General features: G+C 57.6%; 17 protein-coding genes and 5 pseudogenes. 17 read left to right on the top strand and 5 right to left on the bottom strand.

The window, feature by feature from the left end:
• The first annotated feature begins 141 nt into the window (after positions 1-141).
• A complete protein-coding gene (locus ACYZTM_RS29500) occupies positions 142-2,529 on the top strand; it encodes a DUF3772 domain-containing protein (RefSeq protein WP_461986205.1) in 2,388 nt (795 codons plus the stop codon).
• A gap of 98 nt (positions 2,530-2,627) precedes the next feature.
• Here ACYZTM_RS29500 and ACYZTM_RS29495 read toward each other — a convergent pair whose 3' ends face one another.
• The 3 genes from ACYZTM_RS29495 to ACYZTM_RS29485 all read right to left on the bottom strand — a co-directional run bounded on the left by ACYZTM_RS29495 (position 2,628) and on the right by ACYZTM_RS29485 (position 6,075).
• On the bottom strand, positions 2,628-3,671 hold the full coding sequence (locus tag ACYZTM_RS29495; RefSeq protein ID WP_461986203.1) for an alpha-xenorhabdolysin family binary toxin subunit B: 1,044 nt from the start codon (positions 3,669-3,671) through the stop codon (positions 2,628-2,630).
• A 28-nt stretch (positions 3,672-3,699) separates the two neighbouring features.
• On the bottom strand, positions 3,700-4,899 hold the full coding sequence (locus ACYZTM_RS29490; RefSeq protein ID WP_461986201.1) for an alpha-xenorhabdolysin family binary toxin subunit A: 1,200 nt from the start codon (positions 4,897-4,899) through the stop codon (positions 3,700-3,702).
• Positions 4,900-5,166: 267 nt separating this feature from the next.
• Positions 5,167-6,075 carry a helix-turn-helix domain-containing protein gene (locus tag ACYZTM_RS29485; RefSeq protein ID WP_461986199.1) on the bottom strand — a complete coding sequence of 303 codons (909 nt, stop codon included), beginning with the start codon at positions 6,073-6,075 and terminating at the stop codon, positions 5,167-5,169.
• 161 nt (positions 6,076-6,236) lie between these two features.
• Between ACYZTM_RS29485 and ACYZTM_RS29480 the strand changes: the two genes are divergently transcribed.
• From ACYZTM_RS29480 to ACYZTM_RS29435, 10 genes are all read left to right on the top strand, one after another.
• Entirely contained in the window at positions 6,237-7,595 is a 1,359-nt protein-coding gene (locus tag ACYZTM_RS29480; RefSeq protein WP_461986197.1) for a glutamine synthetase family protein, read from the top strand.
• Positions 7,596-7,740: 145 nt separating this feature from the next.
• Complete coding sequence (locus ACYZTM_RS29475; RefSeq protein WP_131062154.1) at positions 7,741-8,829, top strand: polyamine ABC transporter substrate-binding protein; 1,089 nt, start codon at positions 7,741-7,743, stop codon at positions 8,827-8,829.
• Complete coding sequence (locus ACYZTM_RS29470; protein WP_461986195.1) at positions 8,826-10,118, top strand: NAD(P)/FAD-dependent oxidoreductase; 1,293 nt, start codon at positions 8,826-8,828, stop codon at positions 10,116-10,118. Before ACYZTM_RS29475 ends, ACYZTM_RS29470 begins: the two co-directional genes overlap by 4 nt.
• Before the next feature lie 223 nt (positions 10,119-10,341).
• A complete protein-coding gene (locus ACYZTM_RS29465; RefSeq protein WP_461986193.1) occupies positions 10,342-10,938 on the top strand; it encodes a paraquat-inducible protein A in 597 nt (198 codons plus the stop codon).
• Positions 10,935-11,594 carry a paraquat-inducible protein A gene (locus tag ACYZTM_RS29460; RefSeq protein ID WP_131062151.1) on the top strand — a complete coding sequence of 220 codons (660 nt, stop codon included), beginning with the start codon at positions 10,935-10,937 and terminating at the stop codon, positions 11,592-11,594. The genes ACYZTM_RS29465 and ACYZTM_RS29460 overlap by 4 nt, the downstream gene beginning before the upstream one ends.
• Positions 11,575-13,230, top strand: coding sequence for a PqiB family protein (locus tag ACYZTM_RS29455; protein WP_131062150.1), 1,656 nt, complete (start codon positions 11,575-11,577; stop codon positions 13,228-13,230). Before ACYZTM_RS29460 ends, ACYZTM_RS29455 begins: the two co-directional genes overlap by 20 nt.
• 17 nt (positions 13,231-13,247) lie before the next feature.
• Entirely contained in the window at positions 13,248-13,808 is a 561-nt protein-coding gene (locus ACYZTM_RS29450) for a PqiC family protein (protein WP_131062149.1), read from the top strand.
• Between the two features lie 206 nt (positions 13,809-14,014).
• Positions 14,015-15,028: an iron ABC transporter substrate-binding protein gene (locus ACYZTM_RS29445; RefSeq protein ID WP_461986190.1), complete on the top strand. Its 1,014-nt coding sequence runs from the start codon at positions 14,015-14,017 to the stop codon at positions 15,026-15,028.
• A 3-nt stretch (positions 15,029-15,031) separates the two neighbouring features.
• Positions 15,032-16,630: an ABC transporter permease gene (locus ACYZTM_RS29440; protein ID WP_461986188.1), complete on the top strand. Its 1,599-nt coding sequence runs from the start codon at positions 15,032-15,034 to the stop codon at positions 16,628-16,630.
• Entirely contained in the window at positions 16,627-17,697 is a 1,071-nt protein-coding gene (locus ACYZTM_RS29435) for an ABC transporter ATP-binding protein (RefSeq protein WP_461986186.1), read from the top strand. The genes ACYZTM_RS29440 and ACYZTM_RS29435 overlap by 4 nt, the downstream gene beginning before the upstream one ends.
• 3 nt (positions 17,698-17,700) lie before the next feature.
• Here the strand turns inward: ACYZTM_RS29435 and ACYZTM_RS29430 are convergent.
• A pseudogene (locus ACYZTM_RS29430) lies at positions 17,701-18,096 on the bottom strand (tyrosine-type recombinase/integrase); the annotation flags it as partial.
• Positions 18,097-18,119: 23 nt separating this feature from the next.
• Here ACYZTM_RS29430 and ACYZTM_RS29425 point away from each other — a divergent pair.
• From ACYZTM_RS29425 to ACYZTM_RS29410, 4 genes and pseudogenes are all read left to right on the top strand, one after another.
• Positions 18,120-18,581: pseudogene (locus ACYZTM_RS29425) on the top strand (glycosyltransferase); the annotation flags it as partial.
• Positions 18,582-18,693: 112 nt separating this feature from the next.
• Positions 18,694-19,179, top strand: a complete 486-nt coding sequence (locus ACYZTM_RS29420) for an Hcp family type VI secretion system effector (protein WP_131062145.1) — start codon at positions 18,694-18,696, stop codon at positions 19,177-19,179.
• A complete protein-coding gene (locus tag ACYZTM_RS29415) occupies positions 19,176-19,889 on the top strand; it encodes a DUF4225 domain-containing protein (protein ID WP_461986183.1) in 714 nt (237 codons plus the stop codon). The genes ACYZTM_RS29420 and ACYZTM_RS29415 overlap by 4 nt, the downstream gene beginning before the upstream one ends.
• Positions 19,890-20,169: 280 nt before the next feature.
• Positions 20,170-20,388, top strand: a complete 219-nt coding sequence (locus tag ACYZTM_RS29410; RefSeq protein ID WP_165557489.1) for a hypothetical protein — start codon at positions 20,170-20,172, stop codon at positions 20,386-20,388.
• A gap of 33 nt (positions 20,389-20,421) precedes the next feature.
• Here ACYZTM_RS29410 and ACYZTM_RS29405 read toward each other — a convergent pair.
• Positions 20,422-20,942 (bottom strand): annotated as a pseudogene (locus tag ACYZTM_RS29405) (LysR substrate-binding domain-containing protein); the annotation flags it as partial.
• A gap of 6 nt (positions 20,943-20,948) precedes the next feature.
• Here ACYZTM_RS29405 and ACYZTM_RS29400 point away from each other — a divergent pair.
• Both ACYZTM_RS29400 and ACYZTM_RS29395 read left to right on the top strand, forming a co-directional pair.
• Positions 20,949-21,664 (top strand): annotated as a pseudogene (locus tag ACYZTM_RS29400) (polysaccharide deacetylase family protein); the annotation flags it as partial.
• Positions 21,665-22,912, top strand: a pseudogene (locus ACYZTM_RS29395) (MFS transporter). It begins immediately after the preceding pseudogene.
• The last annotated feature ends 109 nt before the right edge of the window (positions 22,913-23,021 follow it).

Genomic DNA, 23,021 nt, shown 5'->3' with positions numbered 1-23,021 from the left:
AACAAAGAAGTGTAGATCACGCGGCATCCACTCAGCGCGGTATTGCCTGATCCGGACGGTGAACAGGATTCTTTCCGATCGTTTTGGCGTGATGGCCTAACCTCATAGGTTGAGCGACCCACAACAAAGTCGAGCACTCCCATGCGTAATGCATTGAAGTTAATGATGTTCGTCGTGCTCACGCTGCTTGGAACCAATGGCGGAGCGCTGTCGGCCGCCGACCTGCCGGCGATGCCAACCCCTATGTCAGGCACTGCGCCTGTTGCAATCTCCCCAAGTGATCTGCAAGACCTGCAAATCCGCCTTGATCGAATCAAGCAACAGATTTCGCTGGCCAATAACCTGACCCAGATGGTCGGCCTGCAAGACTCCGTTCAGTTGTTTATCAATGACGTGAACAGCCTGCAGTCTTCTCTGCTGCCCGAGCAGAAGCAACTGCAAGCGCAACTGGATGTGTTGGGCCCGGTATCGCAGGAGGATGTCGCGTCCGAGAAAACGGATATTGCGACGCAAAGAGCCTTTCTCTCCGAACAAAAGACCAAAGTCGACTCCAATCTGAAAACTCTGGCGGCGCTCAGAAACAATGCCGCCGGCCTGATCATTCAAATCGCCGGCATTCGCCGCAGCCTGCTGGAAACCGAAGTCACGCTGCGCAGCGGCAGTATCCTGGGGCCGGGTTTCTGGGCGCCTTTGTTCAATCCGCTCAAGGAGGACCGCCAACGGCTGAGCGATTTCATCCAGCAGGCCTCCAGTGCAATCAAGGCCGCTTGGCAACCCGGCGAGCGCCTGTTTTCCGTCTTGTTGATCGTACTGGCCGTGGGCATCTGGTCTTGGGGCCGAAGAATCGCGGAGCGCGGGCTGACCTGGGTGTGCATTCATCGAATGCCGGAAGGACGTTTGCGGCGAAGTTCGCTCGCATTGGCTTCCGTCGTGGCCACGGTATTAGCCACCGCTTTTGCGATGCAATTGCTGTTTTATGCGCTGACTCGACAACTGCCGTTGACGCCCCTGATTCAGAACTTTGCCGATGAATTCGAAAAAGTCATCTTCCTCTGCATCCTGATTACCGGTCTGAGCCGGGCGCTGCTGTCGACGAAACATCCCTCCTGGCGACTGCCTGCGATCGCCGATCCCGTGGCACTGGCGATCCAGCCCTTCCCGAGGATATTGGCTGTCACGCTGCTGATTCTGGTAGGCCTGGCACAAATCACCAACGTCACTGGCATGAGCCCGCCCGCCATCCTCTTCGGCCGGGGTTTGATTGCGCTGGTGGTCACGCTGATTATCGGTACGTTGTTCCGGCGTGCCAGCAAAGTCCGCAGAGCCGTCGCTGCCACCGGAGAAGCGCCCGAATCGAGTACCACCGTCGCCGGCCTGATTTATTCATTCGCCGGTATCGCAATTGTTGTAGCGATGATTGCACTGCTGATCGGCTACATCTCTCTGGCACGATTCATCACCTACCAATTGGTCTGGGGTTTTATCATCCTTTCCGGCTTCTACTTGCTGATCCAGTTGTTCAGAGACAGCTGTGAGTACCTGTTTTCACCCAAGAGCCCCAGCGGCAAGGCGCTCAAACAATTGCTCGGGATCGGCGACGTGCGCCTTGAGCAAGTGTCGATCATTCTGTCCGGAGTCGGTCGCGCCGGTTTATTGCTGCTGTCGGTCATTTCACTGTTTGTCGGTGGCGTCGGCACAACGCTTGGGCAATTGTTCACCCAGACGTTCGCCATCCTCGGCGGCGATGGCCTGCGCAAACTGAACATCATTCCGGGCCACTTGCTGAATGCGCTGCTGGCCCTGTTCATCGGTATCTACCTGATTCGCTCACTGCGCCGATGGCTGGATAACGAGCTTCTGCCCAAGACAGACATGGACCCTGGCATGTGTGCCTCCCTCAGCACTCTGTTCGCCAATATCGGCTACGCCTTGGTGATTCTGCTGACGTTGTCATCCCTGGGCATCAAGTGGACCAACCTGGCGTGGATCGTTAGCGCCTTGTCGGTGGGGATCGGTTTCGGCTTGCAGGAAATCGTCAAGAATTTCGTCTCCGGGCTGATTCTCCTGACCGAACGCCCGGTCAAGGTGGGCGACCTGATCAGCATCAGCGGCGTCGAAGGCGACATCCGCCGCATCAACGTCCGGGCCACGGAAATACAACTCAGTGACCGCTCGATCGTCATCGTGCCCAACTCACAACTGATTTCGCAAAACCTGCGCAACGTCACCCTCGGCGGAAGCGCACAAGGGGTGGCGACACTTGAACTGGTGTTCCCGCTGGACATCGATCCCGAACAGGTACAAAACCTGCTGTACAGCACCTACGCCGAGCACGAAACCATCCTCGATAAACCGGCGCCGTTCGTTCGATTCAGCAAGCTGAGCCCCGAAGGCATCACGTTGACGGTCACCGGTTACGTCAGCAGCCCGAGAATCGTCGGCACGACCAAGAGTGATCTGTTGTTTGAAATTCTCAAACGGTTAGGTGCGGCTGGCATTGAACTGGCAAAACCGGCGGCTACGGTCTGAGATCAAAAGATCGCAGCCTCGTTTCACTCGACAGCTCCTACAGGGGAACGCGCACACCTGTAGCAGCTGTCGAGTGAAACGAGGCTGCGTTTAATGGCCTAGTTGATCATCCTGCTGTTGTAATCCCCCGCCAGCCCTTCAAGATGATTTTTGTATCGTGTCAGGAGCCTGGCCAGCCCGGCCTGGTTATACTCCAGGTTTTTCAGTGTCTCAAGGTGCATTGAAAACCCCCGCCACACACCCGCCACGACGATGATCTCTTCACCCGCGATCCTGCGTCGGCGGCATATTTCCACGACGGCGCTGATGTCGGAAAAGAGATCTTCGGCGGCCTGAAGCTCGTTATTGAGCCCTTCGACCAACCGCGCAATTGACTCAATCTCCAGGTCCAGATTGTTTCGCGAAGTCGCAAGCTGAGTGTATTTGATCCCGTCAGAGACAACTCCCAACACCTTCCTGACCAGTTCAATGCCCTGTTTGACGGCTTCCTTTTTCGGATTGGACATGTCCAGATCGTCCAGTGCTTTTGCGTCCGGAATGTAATTCTTGTACATGTCGGCCAGGTTGAACTCGCGAATCACGTCCTGCGCCTTGATCAGCGTGTCCCGCTGTTCCTCGCACGTCGCTTTATTGAGGTGGTGATCATTGAGTTGGGTCAGAATCCGGGCTTTGCGGTCTCGTGCGACCTTCAGCGGTTCATCCGCGCGCTCACCGATTTCGATCTTGTAAAGGCTTTGTACTTCACTCTCAAGCAGCCGCGAGCGCGCGATAAATTTCGCCTCGACGCCCTCCAGCATCGTATTGATGTTGCCTTTGACATTGGCCAGTTCGTCGGCCACCAGCGCCCGATCTTCCGGTGTCAGGTCATGTCTGGCCAAGGCGCCATTCAACTCATCAAGCACTTCAAACCCGTGTTGCCCGAAAGCGCTATTCAGTGCGGTCAGCAAGACCGGAAATGATTCACGCAGGGCGGTATCGATATTGTTCAAATACGCGACCACACGGTGGGCTCGCTCTTGCAGCACGTCCGGCCGTTCATTTCTGAAGTTCGCCAGCCTGGAGATGTCACGGATGGTTTGAATGATGTTTTTTAAGTCAATGACCGGAATAACCGGCGCGTCGATCGGCGTCACGTTGCTCATGGCAATAATCCTTTTGTCCGCTGGCAAATCAGTTGAAGGTTTTTTTGTATTCTTCGAGGGCTTCGTTAAACACCGACACCAAGTCACCAGCGGTGTTTTTGACGTCACGCCACGGATCGATCACCTGCGCGAATTCGGCGACAAATGAGGTCAGGCGCAGGGCGTTGTTGATGCGCCCGAACTGATCGGCTGATGAATCAACCTTGCTCAGAATGGTTTGCCACATCGTGTTCAAGATATTGAGTGCCGCTTCAGCGCCGGCCATGCGGATGCCGATATCACCGAAGTTGGACATGGAACTTTCGATGGCGCTCTGCAAGTTCTCTTTGCCACTGACGGCCAGCTCCAGCGCGTCGATTTCGGTTTTCAGGGCATTGCGCTCTTTACGGGCAGTCTCGGCTTTCGGGCCGAAGATCGAACCTGAAATCGGCCAGAAAATCGGCAGGCCTCCCGAGAACGACATGCCGACGTAATAGTCGTAATCCTTGTCGAGCTGGGTGATCCGTTCCTTCTTTTCCTTGATCGTTTCTTTGGTACTGGCGATGGACTCGAGCAAGTTGTTGCGTTCCATCAAGTCGTACTTGCCCTTCACTTCGGACTGCAAGCCAAAGACCCGTTTACCGCCGGACAACTCTCCGCCCGACAGCTCGATCTTGAAATTGGACAGGCGATCTTTCAGTTCCTGGGTCGCACTTTGCTGGCGTTTGATATCGACCTTCATCAGTTCGATGATTTCGGTTACGGCGGACGCCACTTCACCGTCGTCAGACGTATAGCGGATGCCTTCGAGATCGTTTTGGCTCATCTCGCCCAACGTCGTTCTGACGCGGTCCATGATGGGCATTTCCTTGATCACGGAAATGATTTCGCTACCACTGCTGACGATGTTTTTGGCAGCGGAACTCAGATCGATACTTTGCTGAACGATCTTGTTTTCCACCGCATCCCAGCTGGCGGCATGAATTCTGATTTTCTTGAACAACACCTGGATATCGCTGGGCTCCAGCCCGGCGATGTCCACGTGGGTGTACTTCAGGTATGACTCAACCTCCGGCAACTCGCTGGGCAGCGCGAGGCCTTTCTTTACATACTGTTTTATCTTGATCACGTCTTCTTTGGTAAAGATCCCGGCGCTGCGGGCCACGCCCGGAAACTCACCCGAGATAAGTTGAAGTACCGCTTTGGGAAGGTCATGGCTACTTTCTGATTCATTCAACTGCACAGTCATTTTGTTTGCCTCGGTTCGTTCAAATCGATACACAACTTGTATCGACGAGCAGAAACCTAGATGACCCTTGCGCGTGACTCAAATCAGCTTAAATACAATACAGATAGCGTAACCAATTGATTTTAAACAAATTAAAATCAGAAATGAAAAATCCTGAAACATCGAGCGACACTTGCAGGAAATGGACTACAGACGAGGATTATAGAAAACACCTGAACACGTACAAGAATTACAAGTTTGCAATAACCGCCTCTTTTAATAGTGCGATCAGCACTGACTATTGCGCTTGAGTGTTTCGCTCGGCAACGCTTTGAACAACGCTCGATAGCTGCTGGAAAACCGCCCCAAATGCCAGAACGACCAATTCATCGCCACTTCGGCAACGGTGGTGTCATTCGGTGTTCGAGCGAGCAATTCGCGGTGGGCGCTATTGAGTCGTCGCAGGCGCAGCCAATGGGTCGGCGTCATCCCGGTGAAGGCCTTGAACGCGTGCTGCAACTGACGCAGAGAAACCCCGGCCACCTGTGACAGTTCCAGCAGGTTGAGGGTTTCTTCCGGTGAGTCGGCGGCCCACTCACCGATGCGTTTCATCACCGCGCGTTCTTCGGTGCGGCGCTGCAGGCCGCCCCGATCGAGGCACACGCAGGCGTTGTCGAGGATGTACAGGCAGTCTTCGAGCAGTTGCTGAGTCAGCGCTTCTTTGCTGGGCGGGTCGAGTGTTCCGGCGAGCCGGGTCAAGGTGCCGCTCAACCAGCGGCTGAACAATGCGTTCTGCCCCGAGTTCAGCGGTGACATGAACAAGCCTTCCATCCGCGCGACATTCAAACCGTGACGCTGAACGAACTCCGGCCCGAACACCACAGCGATTTCCTGGTAGTTCTCCGGGGTGATCCAGATGTTGCGGCTTTCGCCATTCAACACGTACAGCGCGTTGTCGCTGCGATCGAAACAGAACGCCAGCGAACCCTGGGGCGCGCTGAAGTTCTGCTCGACCCGGGTGTTCATCTGCTCTTCGTAAATCTCCACGCCTTGCAGGTCGAGGTAGCGCACGCGCCCGGCGAAATGCCCCGGCGACATCTGCTGATAATGCTGGACCCAACCCGGCGTGGCGCGGATTTGCGCGGCGACATCGTCGGTGTTGAACGCTTGAACCTGGATCGGACTGGACGCTGACATGAAAGACCTTACGCACTCGTTTGGTGCGTTTTGGTGCTGCTTAAAGTGGATAGATGGAACCGCAAGGCTCGCCCAAGATAGTCGTCAACGCGTCTCAGGGGAAGTGTGTGGTGGATGAAACCGCCCTCCCCGGCGTTAATAAAACCAATAACGAGGTCTTTATGAATGCCCCTTTCGATCAGCTGTTCACGTGGCTGAAAGATCACAAGATTACCGAAGTCGAGTGTGTGGTCAGTGACTTGACCGGCATTGCACGCGGCAAAATTGCACCCACCAACAAGTTCCTGCATGAGCGAGGCATGCGCCTGCCGGAAAGTGTGCTTTTGCAAACGGTAACCGGGGACTTTGTCGACGACGACATCTACTACGACCTGCTCGACCCGGCCGACATCGACATGGTTTGCAAGCCCGTCGCGGATGCGGTGTACGTAATTCCATGGGCCATCGAGCCGACCGCCATCGTGATCCACGATACCTTCGACAAGTTCGGCAACCCGATTGAACTGTCGCCGCGCAACGTGCTGAAGAAAGTGCTGCAGCTGTACACCGACAATGGCTGGCGGCCGATCGTCGCGCCGGAAATGGAGTTCTACCTGACCCAGCGCTGCGAAGACCCGGACTTGCCGCTCAAGGCGCCGCTGGGTCGTTCGGGCCGTGCGGAAAGTGGTCGCCAATCGTTTTCCATCGACGCCGCCAACGAATTCGATCCGCTGTTCGAAGACGTCTACGACTGGTGCGAACTGCAAGGCCTGGACCTCGATACGCTGATCCACGAAGACGGCCCGGCGCAGATGGAAATCAACTTCCGTCATGGCGATGCGCTGGACCTGGCCGACCAGATCACCGTGTTCAAACGCACGATGCGTGAGGCGGCGCTCAAGCACAACGTCGCGGCGACCTTCATGGCCAAGCCGATTGGCGATGAGCCCGGCAGCGCCATGCACATCCACCAGAGCGTGGTCGACATCGCCACCGGGCAACCGATCTTCGCCAATGCTGACGGCACGATGAGTGAGCTGTTCCTGCACCACATCGGCGGTCTGCAAAAGTACATCCCGAAAGTGCTGCCGATGTTCGCGCCCAACGTCAACTCGTTCCGCCGCTTCCTGCCGGACACCTCGGCACCGGTCAACGTCGAATGGGGCGAAGAAAACCGCACCGTCGGCCTGCGTGTGCCGACCTCCACGCCGGATTCGATGCGCGTGGAAAACCGCTTGCCGGGGGCTGACGCCAACCCGTACCTGGCGATTGCGGCCAGTTTGTTGTGCGGTTACCTGGGCATGGTCGAACGCATCGAACCGAGTGCGGCAGTACAAGGCCGAGCCTACGAGCGCCGCAACCTGCGCCTGCCGATCACCATCGAGGACGCGCTGACGCAGATGGAAGAGTGCGAAACCATCGAGCGGTATCTGGGCGACAAATTCGTGCGGGGTTACGTCGCGGTCAAGCGTGCCGAGCACGAGAACTTCAAACGGGTGATCAGCTCCTGGGAGCGTGAATTTCTGATGCTCAGCGTCTGAAAACCACGCGAGATCACGCGTTCCCCTGTAGGAGCGAGGCTTGCCCGCGAAGAGGCCGGTACATTCAACATCACCGTTGACAGTCAGTCCGCCTTCGCGGGCAAGCCTCGCTCCTACACAGTCTAATAACAAAAGAGGTGTCGCTATGCGTCTATTGAAATCCATGGTGCCGGCCGCGCTGGCCGTGTTGTTCAGTGCCGTTGCCCAGGCTCAACCCACCGTCAGCGTCTACAACTGGACCGATTACATCGGCGAAACCACCCTCGTCGATTTCCAGGCCAAATCCGGGATCAAGGTGATCTACGACGTCTTCGATTCCAACGAAACCCTTGAGGGCAAATTGCTCGCCGGCCGCACCGGGTATGACGTAGTCGTGCCGTCCAACCACTTCCTGGCCCGTCAGGTGAAGGCCGGCGCGTTCCTCAAGCTGGACCGCGCGCAGTTGCCCAACTTCAAGAACCTCGACCCGAAACTGTTAGCTCTGCTGGAGAAAAACGATCCGGGTAACGCGCATTCCGTGCCGTACCTGTGGGGCACCAACGGCATTGGCTACAACGTCGACAAGGTCAAGCAAGTGCTCGGCATCGACCACATTGATTCATGGGCTGTGCTGTTCGAACCGGAAAACATCAAGAAACTCAGCCAGTGCGGTGTGTCGATGATGGATTCGGCCGATGAAGTATTTCCGGCGATCCTCAACTACATGGGCATGGACCCGCGCAGCGAGAACCCCGAGGACTACAAAAAAGCCGAAGCCAAACTGTTGAGCATCCGGCCTTACATCACCTATTTCCACTCCTCCAAGTACGTGTCGGACCTGGCCAACGGCGACATCTGCGTGGCTTTCGGCTACTCGGGAGACGTGTTCCAGGCCGCGAACCGGGCCAAGGAAGCCAAGAACGGCGTTAACATCGCCTACGCAATCCCGAAGGAAGGCAGTAATTTGTGGTTTGACCTGTTGGCGATTCCCGCCGATGCCGGCAACCCGAAAGAAGCCCACGCCTTCATCAACTACCTGCTGGGTCCGCAAGTGATTGCCAAGGTCAGCGCCTCGGTCGGTTACGCCAACCCGAACCCGGCCGCCAAGGAATACATGGACGCGGAGCTGGTGAACAACCCTGAGGTTTATCCACCCCAGGAAGTCCTCGACAAACTCTACATTTCGACCACCCCGCCTCAGGCGATCATGCGACTGATGACCCGTTCCTGGAGCAAAGTGAAGTCCAACAAATGAATAACGAACACGCACATTCCTATTACGCGGCGACAGCCAATAGCCTGACGCCCTACCCCACACTGGCCTTGGACCTTGTGGCCGATGTCTGCGTGATCGGCGGCGGTTTCACCGGCGTCAACACGGCGATCGAACTGGCTCAGCGCGGGCTCTCGGTGATTCTGCTGGAGGGCCGGCGGATCGGCTGGGGCGCCAGCGGGCGCAATGGCGGGCAACTGATCCGCGGCATCGGGCATGACGTCAGCGGTTTGACCCGGTATGTCGGTGAGGACGGCGTGCGCTATCTGGAGCGTGCGGGTATCGAATCGGTTGAGCTGGTGGGCAATCGCATCCGTGAACACGGGATTGAGTGCGACCTGCGCTGGGGATTCTGCGAGCTCGCAAACACCAAGGTGCAGTTCGCGGCGTTCAAAGCGGAGCGGCAAGGTCTGGCCGAGTCAGGTTACGGCCATGAAACCCGCCTGGTCGGGCCGGAGCAAATCCGCCAGCAAGTGGTGAATTCAGGCGTCTATGCCGGTGGTCTGATCGACATGGGCTCGGGCCATTTGCACCCGCTCAATCTGGTGCTGGGCGAAGCAAGATTGGCGCACTCCCTTGGCGTGCAGATCTTCGAGCAGAGCCCGGTACTGGAGTTGATCCATGGCAGCACGGTGCAGGTTCGTTGTGCGGGCGGCACGGTGCGCGCCGGCAGTCTGGTGCTGGCCTGCAACGCACACCTTGAAGAGCTCGAGCCGAAACTCAGTGGCAAGGTGCTCCCGGCAGGCAGCTACATCATCGCCACCGAGCCTCTGGCGCCTGAGGTTGCAGCGCAGTTGATCCCGCAGAACCTGGCGTTGTGCGACCAGAAAGTCGGCCTCGATTACTACCGGCTCTCGGCAGACCGGCGCTTGCTGTTCGGTGGGGCCTGCCACTATTCCGGGCGCGATCCGGCGGACATCACCGCGTACATGCGTCCGCAGATGCTCAAGGTCTTCCCGCAACTGCGTGACGTGCGCATCGACTATCAATGGGGCGGCAGGATTGGCATCTCCGCCAACCGTTTCCCGCAAGTCGGGCGCTTGAGTCAGCACCCGAACGTGTTCTACGCCCAGGGTTACTCGGGGCATGGGCTGAACGTGACGCATTGGTGCGCGAAGCTGTTGGGCGAAGCGATCCATACCGGGCACAGTCGAGGGTTCGATGTGTTCAGCGCCGTGCCGCACATGACCTTTCCGGGTGGGCCAATGTTGCGTTCTCCGCTGCTGGCGCTTGGGATGTTCTGGTATCGCTTGCGCGAACTGGTTGGCTGAGTTGATCGTTCCCACGCTCTGCGTGGGAATGCCTCTTCGGACGCTCCGCGTTCGGCTCTCGATGGGACGCAGAGCGTCCCGGGCTGCATTCCCACGCAGAGCGTGGGAACGATCACGATGACACGGTCTATCAGGCGATTGAGTCTTTCGATTTGCTCAATCGCGAGGCACTTCTATATTGAGGAGGTGCTCTGACTTTCCTGCGTCCTGGCGAGTGCGGCCTATGGCTACGACTGACCAACTGATCATCTGCGAGCACTGCGACTGCGTGTATGAAAAAGTCACGCTCGCCAAACATCAAAAAACCCTGTGCACACGCTGCGGCGGCGTGCTCCAGCGCTATAACGGCCTGACGGTGGAGCAACGCCTGGCGTTGACCTGGACCGCGTTGGTGTTATGGATCTTCGCCAATTTCTACCCGGTCATGAGCATCAGCCTCAAAGGCCTGAAAAACAGCGCAACACTCTGGGATTCGGTAATGGCCTTGACCCTGGGGCCGATCACGTTCATCGCCATGGTGGCGGCGATCGCGATGATCATCGCGCCGATTTTCCAACTATTGCTGCTGATTTGGGTGCTGAGCTTCGCCCTCGCCTCCCGACGCTCGCCCGCTTTCAAATTTTGCATGCGCTGGCTGGAAACCCTCAGGCCCTGGAGCATGCTGGAAGTCTGTTTGCTGGGGGCGATGGTCGCGGTCATCAAACTCGCCGGGCTGCTGGATGTACTGCCCGGCATTGGCCTGTTCGCCCTGGCCGTGCTCAGCCTGATGATGATCCGCATCGCCGGGCGCGATGTCCGCGACCTGTGGGACATCTTATGACAACGCCTCCGGTCGCCAGCGAACTCAACCTGTGCCTGTGCCATAGCTGCGGACTGGCCTGTGACATGACGATGGAACCCCACGAATGCGAGCGCTGCGGCGCGCCGTTGCATCGGCGCAAAAGCAACTCGCTGACACGCACCTGGGCCTACATGGTCACGGCCCTGGTGTTTTACATCCCGGCCAATCTGTTGCCGGTGATGAATACCAAAATGGTCGGCAACGGCGCCGATAGCACGATCATGAGTGGCGTGCTGGAGTTCTGGCAGCACGGCGCCTGGGATATCGCCCTGATCATTTTTATCGCCAGCATCGCGGTGCCGGGCATCAAGTTCGTCGCCCTGACGTTGCTGCTAGTCACGGTGCATCGCGACAGCCTTTGGGCGCGCAGGGAGCGATCGAAGCTTTACCGTTTTGTCGAGGTCATCGGTTACTGGTCCATGCTCGACGTGATCGTGGTGGCGCTGGTGGCTTCGCTGGTGAAATTTCAAGCCCTGGCCGATATCGAACCGCGCCCGGGCATTCTGTTTTTTGGTCTGGTGGTGGTGTTCACCATGCTGTCGGCGATGAGCTTCGATCCGCGAATGATCTGGGATAAAGAGCCGTCGGATAAACCACACAACGAGGAGGCCATGGATGAAGTCGCAAGTCACTGAAGGGACGCAAGCCCCCGGACAGGCCCCAATCAAGACTCGTCGTTTCAGCGTTTCGCTGGTCTGGATCGTGCCGATCATCGCTGTGCTGGTGGGCCTCTCTCTGGTGGTCCACAGCATGCTGCAGGAAGGCCCGACCATCACCGTCACGTTCAAGACCGGCAACGGCCTTACCGCCAACAAGACCGAGGTCAAATACCGCAACGTAGTGATCGGGCAGGTCTCGGACGTGGAGCTGAGCGGCGACCAGAAGAGTGTCAACGCCACGATCAAACTGGCCAAACAGGCTGAAAGCTTCACCCGCGAAGACTCGCAATTCTGGGTGGTGCGTCCGCGTATCGGTGCTGGCGGCGTGTCGGGCATCGACACCCTGCTTTCCGGCGACTACATCGGCGCCGATATTGGCCAGGCCAACAACCGCGCGAAGAACTTCAAAGGGCTGGAAAACCCGCCACCGATTACCTATGGCGAGCCGGGCAAGCGCTTTACCTTGCATACCCAGAACCTCGGGTCACTGGACATCGGCTCACCGGTTTACTATCGAAAAATCCCGGTCGGCCAGGTGGTCGCCTACGCCCTCGACCCTGACGGCAAAGGCGTGAACATCGACCTGTTCATTCACTCCCCCAATGACGCCTACGTCACCGAAAACACCCGGTTCTGGAACGCCAGCGGCATCGATGTCAGTGTCGGCGCCAATGGATTTGCGGTGAAGACCGAGTCGTTGTCATCGCTATTGGTCGGCGGCATCGCCTTCCGCGCGCCGGAATACAGCCCCGACGATAAACCGGCGGCTGAGGAATATGCCTACGAACTGTTCGCCGACCAGCAAACGGCCCTCGCCCCGCCCAGTGGCAAGGGGCAATACCTGAGCCTGCGTTTCGACCAGGCCTTGCGCGGGCTCAGGGTTGATGCACCGGTGGAATTCCTCGGCATGGAAATCGGCAAAGTGGTGGCGATCAATCTGGATTTCGACGCGAAGAAACGCAGCTTTCCGGTTAACGTCGGCATTGTGATCTATCCGCAGAAATTGGGTCAGGCGCACACCAAAATGCTCAAGGCGCTGAATCATGATCCCAATGATGAAGCCGCTGGCGTGCGGTTGATGGGCACGTTCATCGAGAACGGTCTGCGCGCCCAGGCCCGCAGCGGCAATCTGTTGACAGGCCAACTGTACATCGCGCTGGATTTCTACCCCAAGGCCGAGAAAGTCGCGTTCGATCCGAGCGCCCGTCCGGTCAGTATTCCGACCGTTCCCGGCAGCCTCGAACAGTTGCAGGAAAAACTCGAAGGCATGGTCAACAAGATCAACCAACTGCCCATCGAGCGGATTGCCGGCAATCTGGACAGCAACCTCGTCGAACTGCGCAAAGGTCTCGCCCAGTTCAACGCCAAGACCCTGCCGGGCGTGCAAACCACCCTGGCCGACGTCAGCAAGACACTGCAATCGGCCAGTTCGACCCTGGCCGAAGACTCACCGCAACGTGAGCAGTTGACCCAGACCCTGGACGAGCTCGGGCGCATGTCGCGCTCCTTGCGTGAGCTCTCGGATTACCTCGGGCGGCATCCGGAATCGCTGATTCGCGGCCGACCCAACAACGCCGCACCGATGGACCTGCAGGCGCCACCGCGCAATTGACCACAGGAGCAACACCCATGGCTTTTTCGCTGAAGATCACCTTGGCCACCGCGCTGCTGCTGCTCACCGCTTGCCGCAGTGATCCGATCCAGTTTCACACCCTGATGCCGGCGCAACTGAGCGCCAATTCGAGGAGCGGTGCCGCGGAGATTCAGATTGAAGGCATCAGCGTTCCGCCCCAAGTCGATCGGCCGCAGATCGTTATCCGCCAAGGCAACAGCGGCCTGGCGATTCTGGAAACCGAATGGTGGGCGGCCAGTCTGGTGGATGAGTTGCGCAGCGCCATGGTGGATCAACTGGTCAACAGCAATCCTGTGCGCAAACTGTCCGTGCGCCTGGATGTGCAGCGCTTCGACTCGATTCCGGGGCAATACGCTTTGATCGACGTCAAATGGCGCCTGCGCAATTTTGGCGAAAGCGATACCACGCTGGTGACCTGCCGCAACACGCTGCAGACACCTTCAGGGCCCAGGGTTGATGAATTGGTGGCCGCTCATCAGAACAACGTGAAGCGTTTGGCTGCTGCGATCAGTCAGGCCGCCGCGGGTGCTGCGAAAGGCTGCCCATCCAGTCAATGACGACATCGTTAGATTCAGATCCATCGGGCAAGGGGCCGAGGTGCTGCTAATCTGAATGAAAATGACATGTGTTAACGGTTTCTTTGACGTTAATTTCTCATTTCACGCTCTACATTCCCTGCGACTTGTACCATGCAAACGGTTCGCTTGATTTGCCAGCGAATTGACGTGCATGCCTTCTAAAAAGAACTGGAGCTGCCGACAGAATGGTCACCCCTACCCCTTCATTCCTCAAAATGGCCTTGCTGGCCACCGCACTGCTCAGCGCCGGACACGTATTTGCAGCCGACACCGACGGCATCGTGGTCTACAACGCGCAACACGAAAGCCTGACCAAGGCTTGGGTCGAGGGCTTCACCAAGGAAACCGGGATCAAGGTTACCGTGCGCAATGGTGACGATACCGAGATGGGTAACCAGATTGTGCAGGAAGGCGCCGCCTCCCCGGCCGATGTGTTCCTGACCGAAAACTCCCCGGCCATGGTGCTGGTGGACAATGCAGGGCTGTTTGCACCGGTCGCGCCGGCCACTCTGGAACAAGTCGATGCCGCTTATCGTCCGGCCCACGGCCAATGGGTTGGGATCGCTGCGCGCTCCACGGTGTTTGTCTATAACCCGAGCAAACTGCCTGAAGCCGACTTGCCAAAATCGCTGATGGATCTCGCAACTCCTGCCTGGAAAGGTCGCTGGGGCGCGTCGCCGGCCGGTGCCGATTTCCAGGCGATTGTCGCGGCCGTGCTGGAACTCAAGGGTGAAGCCGCAACGCTGGAGTGGCTCAAAGGGATGAAAACCAACTTCACCGCCTATCGCGGCAACAGCTCGGTGCTCAAAGCGGTGAATGCCGGACAGGTCGACAGCGGCGTGATCTATCACTATTACAGCTTCGGCGACCAGGCCAAGACCGGCGAAAACAGCAAGAACACCGCCCTGCACTACTTCAAACACAAGGATCCCGGTGCGTTTGTCAGCATCTCGGGCGGCGGCGTTCTGGCGTCCAGCCAACACAAGGAACAGGCCCAGGCGTTGCTGAAATGGATCACCGACAAGGACGGCCAGGACATTCTCAAGACCGGCAAATCGTTCGAATACGCCGTGGGCAAAAACGCCCAATCCAATCCAAAACTGGTGCCTTTGCAGCAGCTCGACGCCCCTGCGGTCGATGCCTCAAAACTCGACAGCAAAAAAGCCGTGGAGCTGATGACTCAGGCGGGACTGCTTTAAGTGATGCCTGAAACCCTGCCAACGGGTATCCCTGCCGCGATACCCGACAACCTGCGACGCCGCGCCCGTGGCGCCTTCGCCGGTCGCGGCGGCGCGTGGGTGATCGGTTTGTCGGTGCTGGTTTCGTTGCTGGCGCTGATGCCGATTGCCTTCGTCATCGGCGTGTCGATACAAACCGGCTGGGCAACGCTGGTGCCGCTGGTATTGCGCCCACGGGTCGGCGAGTTGCTGATCAACACGGTGTTGCTGGTGGTGATCACGATTCCCCTGTGCGTTGCCCTTGGCCTGGCCCTGGCCTGGCTGACGGAACGCACCAACCTGCCGGGTCGACGTGGGTGGTCGTTGCTGGCCACCGCGCCGCTGGCAGTACCAGCGTTCGTTCACAGCTATGCCTGGGTCAGCCTGATTCCACCGATTCATGGGCTGTTTGCCGGGGTGCTGGTCTCGGTGATCGCCTACTTCCCGTTCCTGTACCTGCCCATTGCCGCCACCCTGCGCCGGCTCGATCCGGCGATCGAAGACGTCGCCGAATCGTTGGGGTTCAAGCCCTGGGCGATCTTCTGGCGTGTGGTGCTGCCGCAACTGCGCCTGGCCATCTGTGGGGGTGCCTTGCTGGTAGGCCTGCACTTGCTGGCCGAATATGGCCTGTACGCGATGATCCGCTTCGACACCTTCACCACGGCGATCTTCGATCAGTTCAAATCCACCTTCAACGGCCCCGCCGCCCACATGCTGGCCAGCGTGCTCGCGCTGTGTTGTCTGGTCATGCTGACCGCCGAATCCGCCGCTCGCGGTACAGCGCGTTACGCCCGGCTCGGCTCCGGCAGCGCCCGTAAGCAGCGGGTGGTGCGTCTGGGCGCTCAAGCCTGCGTGCTTGGATTGATGCTGCAAATCACCACCTGCGCCCTGGCACTGGGTGTACCGCTATTCACTTTGGGCAAATGGTTGATCGCAGGCGGCACGCAAGTCTGGGACCTGGCCGAGCTCATGCCGGCGCTGGAACACACACTGCTGCTGGGGATCTGCGGCGCAGTCCTCACCACCTGCGCCGCCGTCCCAATTGCCTGGCTGTCGATTCGCTCACCGGGCCGGCTGCAACGATTGCTGGAGAGCTGCAACTACATCACCAGCTCGTTGCCCGGGATTGTCGTGGCGCTGGCCTTGGTGACCGTCACCATCCATTTCGCACGGCCGATTTACCAGACCACGGTCATGGTGCTGCTGGCGTATCTGCTGATGTTTCTGCCCCGCGCGTTGGTGAGCTTGCGTGCAGGTATTGCGCAGGCGCCGATAGAACTGGAAAACATGGCGCGCAGTCTCGGCCGTTCGCCTGCCCGGGCCTTGTGGCTGATCACCCTGCGCCTCGCCGCGCCCGGAGCTGCCGCCGGCGCCGCGCTGGTGTTTCTGGCGATCACCAATGAGCTGACCGCGACCCTGCTGCTCGCCCCCAACGGTACGCGCACCCTGGCCACCGGTTTCTGGGCCATGACCAGCGAAATCGACTATGCCGCTGCGGCGCCCTATGCCTTGCTGATGATTTTGCTGTCGCTTCCGTTGACCGGACTTCTTTATCACCAATCCAAACGAACGGCTGGCCGATGAACGCTCTAGAACTCGATTCAATCTACAAATCCTACGGCGCTCACAAAGCCCTGGAGAACATCAGCCTGTCGGTGCCCAGCGGCAGCCGAACGGTGATCGTCGGCCCGTCCGGTTCCGGCAAAACCACGTTGCTGCGGATGATCGCCGGTTTCGAGTTTCCGGACACCGGCAAGCTGTCGCTCAATGGCCAGACGCTGGTTGACGACACCCACGAAATCCCGGCGCATCAGCGTTTGATTGGCTATGTGCCCCAGGACGGTGCTTTGTTTCCGCACATGACCGTGGCCGCCAATATTGGTTTCGGGCTTTCGACCAAGGGCGAGGCCAAACACCAGCGAGTCGCCGAGTTGATGGACAGCGTCGCCCTGGATTCGAGCATGGCCAAACGTTGGCCCCATGAATTGTCTGGCGGCCAGCAACAGCGTGTGGCACTGGCGCGAGCCCTGGCGCAGCAGCCGCGACTGATGTTGCTGGACGAGCCGTTTTCGGCGCTCGATGCCGGCCTTCGGGGCGCTATGCGCAAAATGGTCGCCCGCCTGCTGACCGATGCCGGTGTCACCACCATTCTGGTCACCCATGACCAGAGTGAGGCGTTGTCGTTTGCCGATCAGCTGGCGGTGATGCGCGACGGTCGGCTGGTGCAGTCGGGGCATCCGCTGGATCTTTATCGTTATCCCGACGACGAACAAACCGCGCTGTTTCTCGGGGATGCCGTGGTCATGCCCGCCCGGATCGAAGCGGGTTGGGCCCATTGCGATCTGGGTCGCATACCGGTCAACAACCACCGGAACAACAAATCGGCGCAGATCATGCTGCGCCCCGAGCAGTTGCAACTGGTCAGCATCCAGCCCAGTCCGACCGAAGTCGCCGGGTGTCGCGCCGTGGTGACCGAACGGGATTTCAGCGGCAACACCTGCACCTTGACGGTGGAGTTGCAGCCTACCGCCGCAGGCGATCCGCACGGCCGATCATTGATGGTGCGCAGTTCGGGCATGTACGCGCCCCCCGCCGGCAGCGCGGTTCACGTTTCGACCATAGGCCATGCCCATGTGCTGAGCGAACCGTGAACGTCAAAGATCGAAACGGTCCACTGCCCGGCGCCGTTCGTTGTCGTCGCGTACATCGTAGTTGGCCGTCGTCTGGATGTTGCTGTGGTGAGCGAGCTTCTGCGCGATCGACAGGTCGTGCTCTTCGATCACCCGGGTAATGAACGAACGCCGAAAATCATGCGGCATGATTTTCAACCCGACCTGCGCACCGCGCTGCCGGGCGATGTGATAGATCGCGTGTTTGGTGATGCGCTCGCGGGTGATGTGGCTACCACGACGGATACGGTTGAACAGGAACGGGTCGTCCACCTCGCCTTCCTTGAGGTGCGAACGGCGCAGTTCCAGCCAAGCCTGCAGTTTTTCAAAGGCCCAGGCCGGGGCGTATTTGATCAACTGCTTGTTGCCCTTGGCGGTGACGTTTTCCTGGGCAACTGACAAACTTCACTCCGGCGTTGATCATGCTCGGCACGCTGCAAGTGATCGGCCTTACCGTGCTTTTCCGATCCCGCTGGCGCGCGCAAACATTGGCCTTTGGCGCGGTTCTGGCGCTTTGGTCGTTTGACATTCTGGTGTTCGAACCGGTTGAACGTCAGCTCTACGACGCTCAGTCTTTCAGCCGTGCAGCGTTAGCACGGGTGCAGAAAGACCCGGCGCCTCTGGTTCTGCATGGCATGGGCAAGGACGCTAAGGCGATCAAGTTCATGGTCAACATCGATCAGGATCTGCAACCGGTGTTTACCGAGTCAATCCACGAACTGGAAAGTCTTCAGGGGCCGCAGTGGCTGATGATGGATAAAAGTGACTACCGCACCCGGCAGGGCACGCCTTTGGGTGCGTTGCCGCCCGTGTTGAGCGGGCGCTTCGACAAAAACGATTACGTGTTGCTGCATTCCACTCTGTAGCACGTTACGCCCGCAGATTCGCTCTCGTCCTACCGGATACCCGGAAACGCCCTACATATACCCGAAGGCGTTTTCAATAAGGTGCCCCATCGACAAAAGGAGCGACACCTAAATGGCTAATCACGGCTATATGACCATCACAGGAAAGACTCAAGGACTGATATCGGCGGGTTGTTCAACTCAAGACTCAATCGGCAATAAATGTCAAACAGCGCATACTGATGAAATCATGGTGCTGTCTTACAGTCACAACATGTCCAACATAGGAAACATTAATAAGCCTACACACCGCCCGCTTGTCATCACAAAAAATGTCGACAAGTCATCTCCTTTACTCGCGCAAGCGCTATCCAGTAGAGAGGAAATTAGCTGTGCGATAAGTTTCTACCGAATTTCTTCGTATGGTCTTCAGGAGAAATTCTTCAGTATTGAAATTGAAGGCGGCATTATTGCCGACCTGACACTTGACATGCCCCACGTAGTTCTACAGAACGATGTCGAGCCTCAAGAGCACGTTGCTATTCGCTATCGCGAAATCACGTGGAGGCACCATCTGGCAGGAACCAGCGGATACGGATCCTGGGGAAATAACGAATGACACCGTTGAAGGATCGCTGCGAAGACAGTAGTTGCGATTACTGGGCCGTTAGTAAGGCGGCGGGCAATTTGACCAACCAGGCCTGTACGCTGGCTTCTCGACACCTGAAAGATGGCACGCTGCGCTTACAGTTCAAACGCGAAGTTTCTTATTACGCGAGAGGTATTGTTAATGATGTAGCGCAGGGGCGGAAAAGTGCTGAGCAGGGTCTCAAGGAGATCAAGAACGAACAGAGTAGTTTGCTGAGCCAGTCGTGGGAAGTTGCCAAAAAAGGCGCGGGCGCGGTTGCGGGAGGGATGCAGATATTGACAGGTGCTGGGATTTGCTACGGCTCAGCGGGTACTTTGTGCCTTTTTCTTGGTGGACCGATGATGCTCCATGGTGCGAATAATGTTTATGAAAATGGCCGTAACCTATTGGAGGACCGCACTGATACGGAGGGGCCGACCCGCAAGGTTTATCAAGCGATAGCTATGGGTGTTGGACAGACTGAAAGAGAAGGCAATATTGCGTATGGGTCGTTGGATATTGGGATGTCAGTGTATGGACTTACTCGAACTGTACTAAAACCGGATGCTTGGCGATTGTTTAGATATATCAAAACGGACTACATACGCGCATACAAAACCATGGCACCTCAAGCACTGATACTGGAAGGGCAGACCACCCTTCAGACAGGAAGGCAAGTATATGAAGAGCTGGAAAAATGATTGTTTGGCTTTTTCCATTAATAGCAGTCTGCTCCGTTAGCGCAGCCTATTCTCTAAAAAAACGCTTGTCTGGCGAAGACTTAAATCATACAAAACTGTATGCAGGTCTTGCATTCAACGGCCTATTCGTAGTGCCTTATATAGATATCGTTCAAGCTAACGACTTCCCACTTCTAGGTTATCGACCAGACATAATTTCGGAATATCCGTTTATTGGCTGGATTGCATTTACATGTATTTTTCTTCACTCATTTGCATGCCCCGTGAAGTGGAAGATTAAATGTTGACTCTCGAAAAAGTAATTGCTGCAGCGACAATGTATTTATTTATTCTTGCCTGCTCCGGCTTTCATACAGCATGGATCTCACTATTAATAGTTTATTTTTTCGAAATGGACGTTTTTGCGGCAAGAGTAGTGGTAATTATGTGCTTTGTTGTTGTGTCAGGCTTCGGCTTGAAAATTATGCCAAAAAAGCTTCGAAAGCTTGACGGAAAATAAAGTCTTTACTCCCAGTAGCCCCTCATCCGCCCCCCTCAAATCGACCTTTAACGCTTGTGCGCAAACGCCTTCACCAACGGACTGCGCAGGGTGTTATGGCGCAGGATCAGATGGAACGGCGTGTCGAAGTGAATCGATGCGGGGCGAAGGGCGCGCAGTCCTTCCACGACCATGGCGGCGGCGTAATGCTGCGGAAGGAAACCGAGAAAGCGTCCGGTCTCAATCAGCAGCGCCACAGCTTCGACTGGGGTTGCCGAGGCGGACAAGCCGCCGTACACGGCAAAGTTGAGCTTGTCGCGGTGGATCGCATGGCGGTGGTTGATTCACTCGTAATCCTTGAATACGTCGCCGCCAATTTATGCGTCTGGCACCGAGAACAGCGGATGACCGAACGCGCAGTAAACCTGCGAGCGTTCTTCGTACAACGAGTAATAATCAAACGCTTCGCGCTTCTGATAAACCGGGACAATCCCTGCCACTAACCGCCCCTCTACAACGCCTCGTTCCACTTCATCCAGTTGCGACGCCTGAAGTTGAAACCTTACTTGGGGCGACGCGGTTTGTTCGCAGAACTGGGGGTTTCCAGCAGCTGGTTTATTCCCGGCATCGTCGCCGAGGAAAACCCCGAGCACATTCGGACCATCCAGGCTGGCGGGCATGAGATTGCCTGCGCAGGCTATCGCCATCAGAACTACGACACCCTGAGCCTCACTGAGCAAAGCGCCGAGATTGCCAAAGGCTGCGAGGCATTAACCGCGCTGACGGGCCAGCGGCCGACGGGGTTTCGCATCCCGGCCGGTAACGGTGCGCCGGGTTTCATCGAGGCATTGAAGGATCACGATATTCGCTGGTCCTCATCCTGGCGCGGCGATGATTTGCCATTCGCTCATCCGACGGCACCCGACGTCATCGAGTTGCCGTTGCACTACGAACTGGAAGACGAACCCTACTTCGCCTTCAACCTCAGCCCGGCCGTACCGCCGACGCAATCGCGGATCGCTTCTTACAGCCACACCTTGGGCAACCTGCAAATGGACTTCGCCGGATTTCACCGCTTTGGGCTGTGTTATGTGCTGCGACTGCACCCGGAGATCATTGCTACGCCTGGGCGGATTGGCGTGTTGCGTGGGTTGCTTGAGGGGATTCAACAGCACGATGACGTGTGGATTGCACAGGTGCCGAGGTCGCTCAATGGTGGGGTGAATCGGCGCTGCCTGTGACCGAGGACCATCCGGCGGCCGTGTATGAGTGGCATTACCGGGATTACCTCGTATGAATGAGCGGATGCAGCGACTATCTGGCTCTACGATCAGCTCTGAGATCATTAAATAAGGACATTTGCACCACCGTGGCCACTTACTCGCTCGTAATCCGCCGGTTGATGATCGTTTCGCTGACCATCGTCGTCAGTCGCGCCATCACCAGCCCGCTGCTCACGTTGTTCCTGAGCAACAAGCTCGGCCTCAACCAACAGGACGTCGGCTTGCTGCTGGGCATCGCGGTGTTCATCGCCACCCTGCTCGCGCTCTACGGCGGTTACATCATCGACCGCCTCGAGAAGCGTCGGCTGCTAATCCTCGCCATGCTCTCCAGCGCCATCGGTTTCGTGCTGCTGACCTTCGCCGAAAACCTCTACCTGACCACCGCCACCCAGGTGATCACCGAAACCGCCTCGGCGCTGTTCCTGATCGGCTCGAAAGCGATCCTCAGCGAAAACCTGCCCATGGGGCAGCGCGCCAAAGCCTTTTCGCTGCGCTACACCCTGACCAACATCGGCTACGCCACCGGCCCGATGCTCGGCGTGGTGATTGCCGGCGTGTACCCGATCGCGCCGTTCCTGATGGCCGGCGGCATCGCGTTCTTCAGTATTTTCCTGATGATCGGGGTCCCCAAGGACTCGGCCCCGACACCCGTGATCGGCCAGCCCCAGAGTTTTCTCAAGACGCTGATCACCCTGAAGAACGACCGCACGCTGATCATGTTCACCTGCGGTTGCCTGCTCAGCACCGTGGTCCACGGCCGTTCACCCTGTACCTGTCGCAATACCTGCTGGTGACCCATGACTCCTAGCGCGCTGGAAACGATGGCCGCCCTGCTCGCGTGCAACGCCATCAGCGTGATCCTGCTGCAGTACCAGATCGGCCGTTTCCTCAAGCGCGAACAACTGCGTTACTGGATTGCGGGCGGCACCAGCCTGTTTATCGTCGGGTTGATCGGCTTCAGTTTGGCCGACAGCCTGGTGAGCTGGTGCGTGGCGATGTTCATTTTCACCCTCGGTGAAATGATCATTTACCCCGCCGAATTCCTCTTCGTCGACACCCTGGCCCCTGAAGAACTGCGCGGCAGTTATTACGGCGCACAAAACCTCGCGGCCCTCGGCGGTGCGCTAAGCTCGGTGATTTGCGGATTTCTGCTGATGCACACGCCCGCACCCACGATGTTTTATGCCTTGAGCGCGCTGACGGCCATGGGCGGGTTCCTGTGTTTCATGAGTGGTCGCCGAATCGCCTTACAGCAAAAATAATGCACTCAAACTGCATTTATATGAATTTGTCAGCATCGGGAATGAATGGCACACTGTGCCCCGTTCCTCCCCCAATAGTTGGAACACCTTCAAAGGCTTTCTGGGTTTC

This window comes from Pseudomonas sp. MDT2-39-1 (assembly GCF_054898085.1).
The sequence above is the reverse complement of the archived record's forward strand: the minus strand, read 5'-3'. Positions and strand labels throughout refer to the sequence as shown.